The organism is Providencia rustigianii DSM 4541, from assembly GCF_000156395.1.
In the GTDB taxonomy this organism is placed as follows: Bacteria; Pseudomonadota; Gammaproteobacteria; order Enterobacterales; family Enterobacteriaceae; genus Providencia; species Providencia rustigianii.
The window spans coordinates 865117-878990 of the sequence record NZ_GG703818.1 but is presented as its reverse complement, the minus strand read 5'-3'; the positions used below and the strand labels follow the sequence as shown (position 1 = coordinate 878990).

General features: G+C 43.4%; 11 protein-coding genes. 7 read left to right on the top strand and 4 right to left on the bottom strand.

Translation table 11 applies throughout. The annotated features are described in order from the left end of the window. The first annotated feature begins 73 nt into the window (after positions 1–73). From rpsO to PROVRUST_RS09110, 4 genes are all read left to right on the top strand, one after another. Positions 74–343 (top strand): 30S ribosomal protein S15, encoded by a 270-nt coding sequence (gene rpsO / locus PROVRUST_RS09125; protein WP_006814502.1) that lies wholly within the window; start codon positions 74–76, stop codon positions 341–343. A gap of 278 nt (positions 344–621) precedes the next feature. Then, positions 622–2742 (top strand): polyribonucleotide nucleotidyltransferase, encoded by a 2121-nt coding sequence (gene pnp / locus PROVRUST_RS09120; RefSeq protein WP_039854852.1) that lies wholly within the window; start codon positions 622–624, stop codon positions 2740–2742. Positions 2743–2823: 81 nt separating this feature from the next. Continuing rightward, the gene (gene nlpI / locus PROVRUST_RS09115) at positions 2824–3741 is read left to right on the top strand and encodes a lipoprotein NlpI (protein WP_006814500.1); all 918 of its coding nucleotides are present in this window, start codon (positions 2824–2826) and stop codon (positions 3739–3741) included. Positions 3742–3909: 168 nt separating this feature from the next. After that, complete coding sequence (locus tag PROVRUST_RS09110; RefSeq protein WP_006814498.1) at positions 3910–5892, top strand: DEAD/DEAH family ATP-dependent RNA helicase; 1983 nt, start codon at positions 3910–3912, stop codon at positions 5890–5892. A 73-nt stretch (positions 5893–5965) separates the two neighbouring features. Here PROVRUST_RS09110 and btsR read toward each other — a convergent pair whose 3' ends face one another. Next, complete coding sequence (btsR, locus tag PROVRUST_RS09105; protein WP_006814497.1) at positions 5966–6682, bottom strand: two-component system response regulator BtsR; 717 nt, start codon at positions 6680–6682, stop codon at positions 5966–5968. Between the two features lie 14 nt (positions 6683–6696). Then, positions 6697–8382: a sensor histidine kinase gene (locus PROVRUST_RS09100; protein ID WP_039854850.1), complete on the bottom strand. Its 1686-nt coding sequence runs from the start codon at positions 8380–8382 to the stop codon at positions 6697–6699. A 686-nt stretch (positions 8383–9068) separates the two neighbouring features. On the opposite strand from PROVRUST_RS09100, the gene PROVRUST_RS09095 reads away from it, so the two are divergent. From PROVRUST_RS09095 to PROVRUST_RS09085, 3 genes are read left to right on the top strand one after another with little or no spacing between them, the layout of a single operon-like run. Next, positions 9069–10040, top strand: coding sequence for an HlyD family secretion protein (locus tag PROVRUST_RS09095; RefSeq protein ID WP_006814495.1), 972 nt, complete (start codon positions 9069–9071; stop codon positions 10038–10040). A gap of 11 nt (positions 10041–10051) precedes the next feature. Then, positions 10052–11197 (top strand): ABC transporter permease, encoded by a 1146-nt coding sequence (locus PROVRUST_RS09090; RefSeq protein ID WP_006814494.1) that lies wholly within the window; start codon positions 10052–10054, stop codon positions 11195–11197. Next, positions 11197–12357: an ABC transporter permease gene (locus PROVRUST_RS09085; RefSeq protein WP_039854988.1), complete on the top strand. Its 1161-nt coding sequence runs from the start codon at positions 11197–11199 to the stop codon at positions 12355–12357. The genes PROVRUST_RS09090 and PROVRUST_RS09085 overlap by 1 nt, the downstream gene beginning before the upstream one ends. Positions 12358–12423: 66 nt before the next feature. Here the strand turns inward: PROVRUST_RS09085 and PROVRUST_RS09080 are convergent, their stop codons facing one another. Then, complete coding sequence (locus tag PROVRUST_RS09080) at positions 12424–12903, bottom strand: hypothetical protein (protein ID WP_119246392.1); 480 nt, start codon at positions 12901–12903, stop codon at positions 12424–12426. Positions 12904–13186: 283 nt separating this feature from the next. Then, positions 13187–13861 carry an Imm52 family immunity protein gene (locus PROVRUST_RS09075; protein WP_006814491.1) on the bottom strand — a complete coding sequence of 225 codons (675 nt, stop codon included), beginning with the start codon at positions 13859–13861 and terminating at the stop codon, positions 13187–13189. Between the last annotated feature and the right edge of the window lie 13 nt (positions 13862–13874).

Below are 13874 nucleotides of genomic sequence, written 5' to 3'. Positions count from 1 at the left end.
GCGGCGCTTAATCTTGAGATGCTAAATTAGAGATTGGCTCTCATCACTTATATTAATTCATTTGGAGTTTACTATGTCTCTAAGTACTGAAGCGAAAGCGAAGATCGTTGCTGAATTCGGCCGCGGTGAAAATGACACGGGTTCAAGCGAAGTTCAAATCGCTCTGCTGACAGCTCAAATCAACCACCTGCAAGGTCACTTCTCAGAGCACAAAAAAGATCACCACAGCCGTCGTGGTCTGCTGCGTATGGTTGCTCAGCGTCGTCGTTTACAGGCTTACTTGAAAGGTAAAGATATCGCACGTTACACAGCGCTGATCGAGCGTCTGGGTCTGCGTCGTTAATCTTGTCAGTTTCAGTGGAAAGGGGCCTAATGGCCCCTTTTCTGCTAAAAGTTATTTCGAAAGTTGAAGTAATACTCGAATTATACTTAACTTAAATGTTAAGCTATTATCGATAATTGATTGTTTTAGCTAAAACCTCTTAAAACTACATCCGATTCGCGCGACTAATGAGAACATTGATGACAAGAATATCAATTTTCTCATTAGTCGCGAGGCTGTAGTAGAAAATAACCATGCTACTCGAGAATCTCTGGTAGCCTTACAAAAAGGGTAATATTTTGTTGAATCCTATTGTTCGTAAATTCCAGTATGGCCAGCATACCGTGACATTAGAAACCGGCATGATCGCACGTCAAGCAACTGCGGCTGTGATGGTTAATATGGATGACACTGCAGTATTCGTTACTGCTGTAGCACAGAAAAAAGTGAAAGAAGGTCAAGATTTCTTTCCTTTAACTGTTAACTATCAAGAGCGTACTTACGCAGCGGGTCGTATCCCAGGCAGTTTCTTCCGTCGTGAAGGCCGTCCTGGTGAAGGCGAAACTTTAGTTGCACGCTTAATTGACCGTCCTCTACGTCCGCTGTTCCCAGAAGGTTTCCTGAACGAAATCCAAATCATTGCAACCGTTGTTTCAGTTAACCCACAAGTTAACCCTGATATCGTTGCGATGATCGGTGCTTCAGCTGCACTGGCTCTGTCAGGCGTTCCATTCAATGGTCCTATCGGTGCTGCACGTGTTGGTTATATCAATGACCAATATGTTCTGAACCCAACTGCAGACGAATTAAAATCAAGCCGTCTGGATTTAGTAGTTGCAGGTACCGACAGCGCAGTTTTAATGGTTGAATCTGAAGCTGAATTATTAAGTGAAGAGCAAATGCTGGGTGCGGTAGTGTTTGGTCACGACCAACAGCAAGTTGTTATTCAAAACATTAATGATTTAGTGAAAGAAGCCGGTAAAGAAAAATGGGATTGGCAGCCAGAGCCAGTTAACCAAGCACTGAAAGATCGTATTGCTGCATTGGCTGAAAGCCGTATGGGCGACGCTTACCGCATCACTGAAAAACAAGAGCGTTATGCTCAAGTTAACCTGATCAAAGAAGAAGTGACAGCAGCTCTGCTTGCTGAAGATGAAAACGTTGATCTGTCAGAAGTTTCAGACATTCTTGCTCACTTAGAAAAACAAGTTGTTCGTAGCCGTGTTATCCGTGGTGAGCCACGTATCGATGGTCGTGAGAAAGACATGGTTCGTGCGTTAGACGTGCGTACTGGTGTTCTGCCACGCACCCACGGTTCTGCGTTGTTCACTCGTGGTGAAACACAGGCGCTGGTAACAGCAACGTTAGGTACTGAGCGTGATGCACAAGTTATCGACCAATTAATGGGCGAATATACTGACCGCTTCTTATTCCACTACAACTTCCCTCCATACTCTGTTGGTGAAACTGGCATGGTGGGTTCACCTAAACGTCGTGAAATCGGTCACGGTCGCTTAGCTAAGCGTGGCGTATTAGCAGTAATGCCTTCACACGCAGATTTCCCATACACTATTCGTGTAGTGTCTGAGATCACTGAATCTAATGGTTCATCATCAATGGCGTCTGTCTGTGGTGCGTCACTAGCTCTAATGGATGCTGGTGTACCTATCAAAGCGGCTGTTGCTGGTATCGCGATGGGTCTGGTGAAAGAAGGTAACGATTTCGTTGTTCTGTCTGATATCTTAGGTGATGAAGATCACTTAGGTGACATGGACTTTAAAGTTGCTGGTAGCCGTGAAGGTATCAGTGCTTTACAAATGGATATCAAAATCGAAGGTATCACTCGTGAAATCATGCAGGTTGCTCTGAACCAAGCTAAAGGTGCGCGTCTGCACATCCTAGGCACAATGGAACAAGCAATTAATGGTCCACGTGAAGAAATCTCTGAATTTGCTCCACGTATCTATACCATCCGCATTAGCCCAGACAAAATCAAAGATGTCATTGGTAAAGGCGGCTCGGTTATCCGTGCATTAACGGAAGAAACGGGTACAACTATCGAAATCGAAGATGACGGTACCGTGAAGATTGCTGCAACAGATGGTCTGAAAGCGAAAGAAGCGATTCGTCGCATTGAAGATATCACAGCAGAAGTCGAAGTTGGTCGTATCTACCCAGGTAAAGTCACTCGTATCGTTGACTTCGGCGCATTTGTTGCCATCGGTGGTGGTAAAGAAGGTCTGGTTCATATTTCTCAAATCGCTGATAAGCGTGTAGAGAAAGTGACAGATTATCTGCAAATGGGTCAAGAAGTTCCTGTTAAGGTGTTAGAAATCGACCGTCAAGGCCGTATTCGCCTAAGCATGAAAGAAGCAGTTGTGAGCGAAGAAGCTCCAGCTCAGCAAGACTCAGCGGAATAAGCTGACCTAAAGTGTAGCGCCTGATAATATTAGGCGCTATCAGCCTAAATTTGCTGAACAGTGGTAATGTAAGGGCGTTGTATGCAGAACTGTATAAGTTTTCGTTTTTTCGATAGTCGCACCTTAGTTCGTGTGCTATCTGCGCTTATCTTTTTTATTATTATTGGATGTAGTAATAAAGATTGGCGTAAAAACGAGGTTTTTGCAGTACCTTTGCAGCCTTCATTACAACAAGAAGTGATATTGGCTCGTATGGAACAAATCCTTGCGAGCCGATCTTTAACCGATGATGAGTACGCGCAGCTTTTATATGAGCGCGGAGTACTGTATGATAGTCTCGGTTTAAGGGCGTTGGCGCGGAATGATTTTTCAACTGCGTTGTCCATACGTCCTGATATTCCTGAAATTTTTAACTTTTTAGGGATATACTTTACGCAGGCTGGCAACTATGATGCCGCCTATGAAGCGTTTGATTCTGTTTTAGAGCTTGATCCAACTTACAATTTCGCGCGGATGAATCGTGGCATCTCTTTATATTACGGTGGACGATACAAACTAGCGCAGGATGATCTGCTGGCGTATTATCAGATAGATCCAAATGATCCCTTTCGAACTCTGTGGCTTTATCTCGTCGAGAAAGACATAGACCCGCGTATGGCGCAAGATAATCTTGCAGCCCGTTACGACCAAGCGGAGAAAGGGCAATGGGGCTGGAATATCGTAGAATTCTATCTTGGCAACATCAATGAAACGACATTGATGGAGCGCTTGAAAGAGACATCTACGGATAACACTTCGCTCGCTGAGCATCTCAGTGAAACTAACTTCTATTTAGGTAAACATTACCTAAGTCTGGGGGATAAGGATAGCGCAACAGCGTTATTCAAACTGACGGTGGCAAACAACGCCCACAGCTTTGTTGAACACCGCTATGCATTGTTGGAATTGGCGCTGTTAGGCCAAGAACAAGACGACCTATTAGAATCGGGCCAGCAATAGCTGACGAACATTTCTCTATTAATTCTTGAGCCTTCATCCTGATGGATGACGGCCTATTTGTTCGTTTAATAACACAATTTGAGCCAGTTCACATTTTAATGAAAATGACGGAAATGATTTTCTCACCGTTATGTAAACTGGCCGCCATTAAGTATGAGGCACCTTTACATGACGACTGAGACTGAAATGTCTTTTGCTGATCTAGGTTTATCAGCATCTATTTTGAACGCACTAAGCGACCTGGGATATGAAAAACCATCACCAATTCAGCAACAATGTATCCCATTGTTACTGAATGGTAATGATGTATTAGGTATGGCACAAACTGGTAGTGGTAAAACCGCTGCATTTGGTTTGCCATTACTGCATAACATCGATCCAGATTTAAAAGCGCCACAAATTTTAGTACTGGCACCGACACGCGAGTTAGCGGTGCAAGTTGCTGAAGCATTGAGCGATTTCTCTAAACACATGAACCGTGTCAACGTGGTTGCCTTATACGGCGGTCAGCGTTATGACGTTCAACTTCGTGCATTACGCCAAGGTCCACAAGTTGTTGTGGGTACACCGGGTCGTCTTCTTGACCACCTGAAGCGCGGTACTTTAGATCTTTCTAAATTGAAAGGCTTAGTATTAGACGAAGCTGATGAAATGCTGCGTATGGGCTTCATTGATGATGTTGAAAACATCATGAGCCAGATTCCAGCACAACACCAAACTGCTCTGTTCTCGGCAACAATGCCAGAACCAATCCGCCGTATTACTCGTCGCTTTATGAAAGATCCTAAAGAGATCCGCATTCAGTCGAGCATTACTACACGTCCAGATATCGCTCAAAGCTACTGGACTGTTAGCGGAATGCGCAAAAATGAAGCGTTAGTTCGTTTCTTAGAGTCAGAAGATTTTGATGCGGCGATTATTTTCGTACGTACTAAAAACGCAACTTTAGAAGTTGCTGAAGCACTTGAGCGTAGTGGCTATAACAGTGCTGCATTAAACGGTGATATGAACCAAGCACTGCGTGAGCAAACATTAGAGCGCTTAAAAAATGGTCGTTTAGACATTTTAATCGCTACTGACGTTGCTGCTCGTGGTTTGGACGTTGAGCGTATTAGCTTAGTTGTTAACTACGATATCCCAATGGATGCAGAATCTTATGTTCACCGTATCGGTCGTACTGGTCGTGCGGGTCGTGCGGGTCGTGCTTTACTGTTCGTTGAGAACCGTGAGCGTCGTTTACTGCGCAACGTTGAACGTACGATGAAACTGACTATCCCTGAAGTTGACCTGCCAAATGCGGAGCTGTTAAGCCAGCGTCGTCAGGCTCAATTTGCTGCGAAAGTTCAGCAACAATTAGAAAGTAGCGATTTAGATCTATACCGTTCACTGTTGGCGAAAGTATCTCCATCTGAAGATGTTGATATGGAAACTTTAGCAGCGGCACTGTTGAAAATGGCACAGGGTGAACGCGCTCTGATCCTGCCACCAGATGCACCTCGCCGTCCTCGTCGTGAATTCAACGACCGTGATGACCGTCGTGACGATCGTCGTGGTGATGACCGTCGCCGTGACCGTAATAGCAGCAATGGTTTTGACCGCGCTGAGCGTGGTGAAAGCTCTGCTCGCCGTGAACGTCGTGATGTTGGTGATATGGAAACATACCGTATCGAAGTGGGTCGCGATGATGGTGTTGAAGTTCGTCACATCGTTGGTGCGATTGCTAACGAAGCGGATATCAGCAGCCGTTATATTGGTAATATCAAGTTGTTTGGTTCTCACTCAACGATTGAATTACCAAAAGGCATGCCAAGCGAAGTGTTAACTCACTTAAGCCGTGCGCGTGTACTGAACAAACCAATGCAAATGCAACTGATCGGTGATGCTCAACCATTTGAGCGTCGTGGCGGTGGCGAACGTCGTGGTGGCCCACGTCGTGAAGGCGGTAGCGAAGGTGGTTTCGGTGCAGGTCGTCGTAATGATCGTGGCGGTGAGCGTGATGGTCGTCGTGGCGGTGGAGACCGTCGTGGTTCTTCAAACCGTGATGGTGGCGCTAACCGTGATGGTGCAAATCGTGACCGTACTGGTTCAGCACCTCGTCAAGATGGCAACAACGCAGCACCTCGTCGTCGTAGCAGCAGCCACAACGCATAATTACTTTTAATTAAGTATTAAATCTAATAAAAACCACCGCTTAGGTGGTTTTTTTATATCTATGGATTGAACATTAAATCAAGCCTAGCTCTTCTTTCAATGGCTTCAAATAGCGACGGCTGACTGGAATATGGTCCCCTGAACCCAGCACAAGCTCTGCTTGCCCACTATCACCAAATAAAATCTCACTGAGCTGGGTCATATTCACTAGGTATTGTCGGTGGCAGCGAACTAACGGCGTGCGCATTTCTAATGTGCGTAATGTTAATTCCGTGAAGCTCTCTTGCCCTTGGATGCTCTTTACATAGACGCCGCTCATTCGCGAAGTCACATACTGAACCTCATCCAATTTCATGAGATAAATGCGGCTGTGTCCGGTGCAAGGAATAAATTTCAATGGCTCGTGATTATCGAGCAGCTCAAGATTTTGTTTCTGTGCGCCTTGGCGTAGACGGTTTAACGTTTTATTGAAACGTTCTGATTCTAATGGTTTGAGTAAATAGTCAAAAGCGTGTTCTTCGAAAGCTTGAACTGCAAATTCATTAAATGCGGTCAGAAAAACAATATGCGGGCGTATTTCAGGATCTAACATACGCACCATTTCTAGCCCAGTAAGTCGTGGCATTTGAATATCCAGAAATACCACATCAGGCTTTTTTTTGTGGATAAGCCCGATCGCCTCGATAGCATTGGCGCATTCGCCAATAATTTCGATATCGTCATGTTCCTCAAGTAAGCAGCGCACATTTTCACGCGCTAGGGGTTCATCATCAACGATTAATACATTCATAGAATTAAAGCCATTTATTCTGCCGTGGTGTAAGGTAAACGTAATTTCACTCGGGTGAACTTCTCTGGTTCACACTCCACACTGATACCATATTTTTCGCCATATTTAAGACGTAAACGTCTATCAACTAGCCCCATGCCTAAGCCATCAGATTGTGCTCTGGGCTGATAGAGACCGGCATTATCTTCGATTTCAATATAGACATGCTCGCAGCGTATATAGCTACGGATTGTAATATATCCGGTACTTAATAACTGTGAGGTACCGTGTTTTATTGCGTTTTCGACTATCGGTTGTAGACTGAATGCGGGTAATTCCACATGCCTGACTTCATCTGGAATATCCAAATGAATTTGTAAATTCTCTTGGAAACGGGCTTTCTCAATTTGCAAATAGGCATTGATGTGCTCAATTTCTTCTCCCAGTGTGGCATTTTGCTCTGGCCGTTTTAGGTTATTGCGGAAGAAAGTTGAAATATATTGCACCAATTGTCCCGCCTGTTGGCTATCTTTGCGGATTACGGCTTGGAGAGTATTGAGCACATTAAACAGAAAGTGAGGATTCACTTGTGCATGAAGTAATTTTACTTCCGATTGTAGTAAGGATTGCTTATTACGTTCATATTGCCCAGCAAGGATCTGCGCTGAAAATAAGCTAGCAATTCCTTCTCCAAGAGTGCGGTTTATCGAGCTAAATAAGCTGTTTTTGGCTTGATAAAGTTTGATGGTACCGATCACTTGTTGGTTTTCGCCTTGGAGCGGGATCACCAGAGCAGAACCGAGTTTACAAGACGCACTGAGGGTACATTTGTACGGGGTTTCATTACCATCAGCATACACGACTTCATTATTATCAATCGCCCGCCGTGATTGTTCGGAGGATATAGGTGTGCCCGGTATATGGTGATCCGCACCTAAGCCAATAAAGGCGAGTATTTTCTCTCTATCAGTGATTGCTACAGCTCCAATTTCCAACTCTTGGTAGATAATTTTTGCCACTTTCATACTGTTATCTACATTGAAACCTTTACGTAGAATTCCGTCAGTACAAAGGGCAATCTTTAAGGCTTGAGCAGAGAAAGCCGTAGTGTATTTCTCAACGATGGCGCGTCTATCCAGCAATATTCGAATAAACATCGCGGCCCCAATGGTATTGGCGATAATCATTGGAGCAGCAATATTTTTGACTAATTCATAAGCTTCGTCGAAAGGGCGGGCGATTAATAGAATAATCAGCATCTGAATAATTTCAGCGACAAAGGTGACGCAGCTAGCGGTCACGGGGTTAAAAATTTTATTAATTTCCCCACGTTTCATATAGTAACGATGAACTAATCCACCAATGAGTCCCTCGGCAATCGTTGAAACCATGCAACTGGTGGCAGTCATTCCGCCCAATGAATAACGATGCAATCCCCCAGTAAATCCAACAGCAACCCCGACAGCAGGTCCACCTAATAAGCCCCCAAGTACAGAGCCAATGGCACGAGTATTGGCAATAGAATCATTGATATGCAGACCAAAGTACGTCCCCATAATGCAGAATACGGAGAAAATCAGATAACACATGACTTTATGGGGAAGGCGGATCGTCACTTTTAGTAAGGGGATGACCAGCGGGGTTTTACTCAGTGCCCATGCGATCACGAGGTATACGCACATTTGTTGTAGGAGTAATAAGATTAAATCAAATTCGTACATCTTAATGTCCGTCATACTTCGAGTTGTAGGGGTGTTGACTGCGCTCAGCTGCTCTAGTCACATACTTTTGTATGCTCCTAGAGACATCTTCTCTTGCCGCCTACCTACAATTCGAATTATTTAGGACATTGGTGCAATGAATGCACAATGTTGCAAGTTTCGAGTTGTAGGGGTGTTGGCTGCGCTCAACTGCTTTAGTCACATACTTTTGTATGCTCCTAGAGATATCTTCTCTTGTCGCTTACCCATAATGCGAACTATTTAGAGCATGGCTCATGATATTTTGCATTATGGGAGTGTTGGCTGCGCTCAGCTGCTCTAGTCACATACTTTTGTATGCTCCTAGAGACATCTTCTCTTGCCGCCTACCTACAATTCGAATTATTTAGGACATTGGTGCGATGAATGCACAATGTTGCAAGTTTCGAGTTGTAGGGGTGTTGGCTACGTTCAGTGGATTTAGCCATATACTTTTGGGGGATATTGTATCTTATTGGGCTGGTTAAGTAATCGTCATTTAATAATAAGCAAATCATCATTATTTGACATGAAACATAAATAGACGCAGTATAAAAAAATGACCTCAGCTCCGTGATCTTACGCACGAATTTCTTAACGCTCGTTTCTATTTATTGTCATAATAAAAAAGTAGTTTCCCCCGTTATTACTCAAGGCTCACATATATAATGAAAAAAAGAACCATAATATTGATCTTGCTGATGCTGATCTTAATCGCTGCTGCGGCACTTTTTCATTCCCATAACCAATTTTTATTATTGCAAGGGGAAGTGGATGCACCAGAAGTGATTGTGACATCAAAAGCGAAAGGGCGCGTGATTGAACGTCATATTGAACGGGGCGATGACGTTAAAAAAGGGCAGTTGCTGTTAACGTTGGAAAGCCCAGAATTACAAGCGCAATATGCGGCATTAAAAGCCGCCAAAGACCAAGCGCAAGCGCAACTGGACCAATCCTTACATGGAACGCGTGAAGAAACCCTGCGTGACTTACAAGCTTCCCTCGCTCAAGCCAATTCACAATATCAAAATGCCTCCCGGGAGTTTACCCGTCTAAACAATTTATTGGGCAAAGGCTATGTTTCAATAAATGAACTCGATAATGCCCGTAAAGCCAAAGAGGTCGCATTCCAGCAAGTACAAAGTGCAAAAGCGCGTTTGGAAGAGGGAAAAAATGGGGATCGTATCGAGCTGCGCCAACAATATGAAGCGGCGGTGAATCAAGCTCAACAAAAATTAGCTGAGATTCAAGTACAGATTGATGACCTACAGGTTAAAGCTCCTGTGGATGGTGAAGTCGGCCCAATCCCCGCCGAAATTGGTGAACTATTTAATGCTGGTAGTCCATTACTTTCATTGATTAGCCTTCCTCAATCTTACTTTGTTTATAACTTGCGTGAAGACATTCTTGTTGGTGTGAAAAAAGGGAATAAAGTCCAGCTAGTTATCCCTGCATTAGGGGATAAAACGGTTGAAGCAGAGGTGCGCTATATTGCCCCTAAAGGGGATTATGCAACTAAACGTGCCACGCGAGCGACTGGAGATTTTGACTTAAAAACCTTTGAAGTACGTTTGTACCCACTTGAACCTATCGATGGATTACGACCGGGAATGAGTGTTTTATGGCGTTGGGATAAATAACAGGGGCTGCCATGAAACTTAAATTCGCTTGGCACGGCTTTGAACATGCCTTTAGCCGCGAAACCCAAATGGCAATTCGTAGCCCAGTATTTCACTGGCTGAGTTGGTTATTCCCTTTGATGCTATTCACGTTAGTCAGTGCTAACTTTTCAGAGGGAACGTTGATGGATGTGCCAGTTTCCGTGGTAGATAACAACCATAGCCCCATCTCTCGGCAAATTATTCGTGATCTTGATGCGGGTCCTCATGCGGAAGTTAAAGCCATAGATGGGAACTTGGCAACATCAATTAAGCAGCTGGGTAGTGCTAAGGATTATGCATTGCTGTATATCCCTCATAATTTTGAAGAGGATATATTACGTGGGCGTCAGCCAGAATTACGGATGTACTATAATGCGCTGTTTTATGCATCAGGCAGCTATGCGATCCAAGACTTTAGCGGGATGGTGGCTGAACTGAATGCCAAATATCGTCAAGACATGGCAAAATCCATGGGGCATACTTTACCGCCTTTGGCGCAAGTCACGTTATCCTACGACAGCTTATTTAACCCAAGTGGTAGCTATATTTATTACCAACAATTCGCTGCGACGATCCATATGTTGCAATTGTTTGTGGTGACAGCCACGATTTATACCATGTCTCGTGGGACAATCTTACAGAGCGTGAAACCGTTTTCTATGGCATTGCTCGGGAAAATGGCGCCTTATACCTTATTTTTTACCACACTATTAATTGTTGAGTTGGCCGCATTGGTGACGCTTTTTGACGCGAAAGTGGTGGGGAATCCTATATACATGGTGCTGGTGGGCTTTTTCTATGTCATAGCGGCTCAGAGTATTGGCTTATTGCTGTTTAGTTTTACCTCGAGCGCCATCATGGCATACAGCTTGATAGGTATGCTGGTCAGTATCGCCTTAGCATTTTCTGGGATGGCAGTACCTGAATTATCGATGATTTTACCCGCACGGATTATTTCGAACATTGAGCCACTCACTCATACCTTAAACGCGATGTTTGACATCTTCCTACGTGAAATCTCATTTGAGCGGATCGTAGAAGTCTGTCTGTTCTTATTGATTTACCCAATCATCACGGCAGTTCTGATCCGTAAGCGGTTAGTTAAACGCATTGAGATCCAAGGGAGTATCGTATGATGGCTGTCTATTTTGCGACCTTCAAAAAGGTACTACTGGGCATGCTGGAGAAACCGATGTGGCTATTGCTGCTCGTTTCCCTGTGTATTATGAGTTTGGTGTATGCCCGCCCAGTTCTGTGGGATCTACCCGTTGCAGTTATCGATATGGATCATTCAGCGGCAAGCCGTGAGTTAATTCGTGATTTGGATGCGACACCAAAAGTCCAGCTTCATAGCTACGACAATTTAGCTCAAGCGCGTCAGGATATGATCGCGAGGCAGCTATTTGCAATTGTGATCATTCCAATGGATTTTCAGAAGCATTTACTTAGTGGGAAAAATATTACCGTACCCGTCTATGGGGATGCGACAAACCGACTTGCCAGTGGACAAATTCAGCAAGAGCTTTCCAAAGCTTATCAAACTTTATTGAATGCCTATAATACACAGCTATTGGAAAAATCAGGTTTTAGTGCGGAACAGGCCAAAGTCATTATTGCACCTGTCCGCAGTGAAACTGAGCCACTTTATAACCCCGGAATTAGCTTCGCTGCGATTATTTTTCCTGGTTTATTAGTGATGCTTTTACAGCACTCCTTATTGATTGCCTGCGTGCGAGTCAGTATTGCTATCCGTTCAACACCGAAAGGTAAGCCCCCGTTAGCGGTATATTTAGGCGCATTATCGGCGCTGATCCCTATTTGGTTATTTTTATCCACGGTATTTTTTGCGCTATGGCCATGGATACTGGGCTATCGCCAAGAAGCGCCTTTGTACCAAATTTGGATGCTGACATTTCCTTTCCTGCTGGCGGTGATTGGGCTAGGAAAATTAGTGACAGAATGTTTGCGTAGTGTCGAAATGATCTACTTAACGTTAGCGTTCATTACGACTCCGGTGTTCTATATGTCCGGTACCATTTGGCCGTTACAAGCGATGCCTGATTGGGTTCGAATGATTGCTTCGTCGTTACCATCAACATGGGCGACTAATGCGATGGCAGGGATCAACCAGATGGGCCTGCCTTTTAATGATATCCTGATGGATATTGTGATGATGCTGATCCTTGGGGTGATTTATTCATTTATTGGGGTATTTATCGGCATGTTACGGGATGGAGAGTTGCGTAAAATCAGCCATGCACTCCATCGCTGGCGGAAGCATTTTCATCAATCATAAATGATAAAGAGGTTGGCATTGCCAGCCTCTTTGAACGCTAATATTGCTGTTGCAGTTCACTCTGCATTACTCTGGAATACCGAGGCTTAATGTACATTCAGCTTGCGTTGAAACAGAAAAAGTTCGGCCATTAGCATTGGTTATCCCAGGGTACACCTCGTCATTACAATCATTAAATATCAGATAGTTAATGGAAGAAATGGGTAAGTTATTTTCATCAGTGACCAGAAAGCTGAGGTTGTAATCGTGGCCGCCGACTTGAGAATTAATATTGCCATTCAATTTTGTTGCCAGCCCCGCCACGACAATCTCGCCAGTTTTATTATCGGCATTTAATTTCCCAACAACATTATTGTCAGTGTCCGGAACAAGATGCGCATTTTCGGGTACAGAAATCACTTTTTTATCTTTAAATACCAGTCGATAGTAGCCCGAATCGGAGTAGCCTACATCGGGATTATTTTCGAGATCGGCTTTGGTGTACTCAAGAGATGTTGAACATCCGGCTAACAATAACGTCATAAGGGTCAGAGAGCGTTTTATCACGGATATTTCCTTATTGATTTTAAGAGGATGCCTCTAATCTACAGGAAATAATTCACTCTCAAATTGGCTAACTCAGCCTCCGTTTATAGGGTATTCAGGTTATAGGGTGAAATTTGAGCGGGTGATAACAAGAAGGATGAGATAAAGATATTGAATTAATTAAGCTGCCGCTCATTGAGCAGCAGCATTTTTCAAATACTGAACACCGTCAACTTTCCAGCGTCAATCCCGCAATATTACGCCAGTAGCCATTACAGCTTTGGTCGGGGAGCTTGTCCACATTCTAACTGTATATTTCCCGTATCAACGGTAATAACCCCAATGCGGTTAATTGGATTTCGATTTCATTGGCTTTTTTGATGTCGTCTTTATTTGAACCATCAAACACATGGTCGGTACTGATAATTAACGTGCCTTTATTTTTGTCATTATCAATATGAATAAGCTGAGCTGCCATAGGGACTTGTTCTTGCGTTATTTTTTTATTTAAATAAAGCATCCAACCAACGGGGAGTCTGTCAGGGAAGACTTGTTTCTTATGATATGAGTAATTATTTATATCCATCCTCAAGGCTAAAATATTAAAAATGGATAAAATTTCATTTATTGATTTTAGTGTGTTTTTAAGGTCTAAATGATCAATCTTTCGGAGATTAAATCTTAGTATATATTGATTAATATTTGCAGCATGTTGTATTGTTAAAGAATTATCCCCTGCCCATATTGATTCAATGATATCTATACTTTTTTTGTCTTCTAAAATGGAAGATGGCTTACCATTTTCGAAGGCTGGTTTGTTCATGGAATCTTCTAAGCTATCTCCAGAAAAAAACCATTTTTCACTATCAGTGGACGTAATACTTTTTACAAAACTCATCATAGTGACTAAAATATTTATAAATTTTTCATTCGTAAGCTGGTCATTCAGTTTAATATCAATTTCTAATTTGAGTTTCATTTATAAATACCCT

Excerpts from the sequence above, each read along its gene's own strand:
- PROVRUST_RS09095 (WP_006814495.1), top strand. The coding sequence starts at position 9,069 with ATGAAAAAAAGAACCATAATATTGATCTTGCTGATGCTGATCTTAATC.
- PROVRUST_RS09100 (WP_039854850.1), bottom strand. The coding sequence starts at position 8,382 with ATGTACGAATTTGATTTAATCTTATTACTCCTACAACAAATGTGCGTA.
- PROVRUST_RS09075 (WP_006814491.1), bottom strand. The coding sequence starts at position 13,861 with ATGAAACTCAAATTAGAAATTGATATTAAACTGAATGACCAGCTTACG.
- PROVRUST_RS09085 (WP_039854988.1), top strand. The coding sequence starts at position 11,197 with ATGGCTGTCTATTTTGCGACCTTCAAAAAGGTACTACTGGGCATGCTG.
- btsR (WP_006814497.1), bottom strand. The coding sequence starts at position 6,682 with ATGAATGTATTAATCGTTGATGATGAACCCCTAGCGCGTGAAAATGTG.
- PROVRUST_RS09090 (WP_006814494.1), top strand. The coding sequence starts at position 10,052 with ATGAAACTTAAATTCGCTTGGCACGGCTTTGAACATGCCTTTAGCCGC.
- rpsO (WP_006814502.1), top strand. The coding sequence starts at position 74 with ATGTCTCTAAGTACTGAAGCGAAAGCGAAGATCGTTGCTGAATTCGGC.
- PROVRUST_RS09110 (WP_006814498.1), top strand. The coding sequence starts at position 3,910 with ATGACGACTGAGACTGAAATGTCTTTTGCTGATCTAGGTTTATCAGCA.
- nlpI (WP_006814500.1), top strand. The coding sequence starts at position 2,824 with ATGCAGAACTGTATAAGTTTTCGTTTTTTCGATAGTCGCACCTTAGTT.